Source organism: Vibrio sp. 10N.261.52.A1 (assembly GCF_002876325.1).
Classification (GTDB): domain Bacteria; phylum Pseudomonadota; class Gammaproteobacteria; order Enterobacterales; family Vibrionaceae; genus Vibrio; species Vibrio chagasii.
Window position 1 is genome coordinate 1 of record NZ_MCYD01001285.1, and the last position, 805, is coordinate 805.

General features: G+C 46.5%; 1 protein-coding gene. It reads right to left on the reverse strand.

Going from position 1 to position 805, the window contains the following annotated elements; translation table 11 throughout:
• Positions 1-118 precede the first annotated feature (118 nt).
• A partial coding sequence (locus BCT81_RS26895) for a hypothetical protein (protein WP_102426443.1) occupies positions 119-805 on the reverse strand: 687 nt, incomplete at its 5' end.

Genomic DNA, 805 nt, shown 5'->3' on the forward strand with positions numbered 1-805 from the left:
AGAACAGCATAAAGCCAAAATAGTGATGATGGATTGACGTATCATGGTTGTACCCCTATCGAGAGAAAGCGGGCTGAAAACAGCCCGCTTGATTAGTGGTTAAAGCAGAATCAAAGGATTAATGTAGTGAAGCACGAGTAATTTGTGCCTCGTTCATAGACGCAGTGATCGTGTAACCTTGTGCCTCTTTCGGTAATACGAATGTTAGGTCATTACCGGCGTCAACCAGCGCCGCTTGAATCGCATCTTCAGCATTGCCTTTCGGGTAAAGGCCAGCTGTGTCTGTTTCATTTTCTGTCAGTGTGAACGTCACATCTGCTTTAGCCAGGTCAACAACCGCACCGTCATCCGCGTGTACCGTCAGAGTTTGACCCACTTCAGCTGTACCGCTGATGGTAAGAGCCGTCTTCGCACCAACCGTGAAGCTGTTCGAAGTCATTTCATTAGACACAAGCGTTGTTGATGGGTAGCCGTATTGAGTATGAACTTGCCACACTAGGTTTAATTCTTTGTTTTTGAGTTCATTGTAATTTTCGAATGTTAGAACGCCGCTGTTCAATTTACTGATCTCAGCTTTATCAACTTTTGCGTATTTCTTGCCACTCGCATCTTCTAGCCAGTACGTCACATTCGTGATGTCATCTTCGTCTTGGTCTTCAAGAGCCGGGGCATCAAACTTAACTTCGATAGGTGCTGGTGCCCATAGAATTTCAGGTGTAGTTACTACAGGAGCCGATACCGTTGGCTGGTGACCCAGTACAGGTGCAGTCGCAACACTTTCGATAGCCCAAGCTGCTGTTGCTGT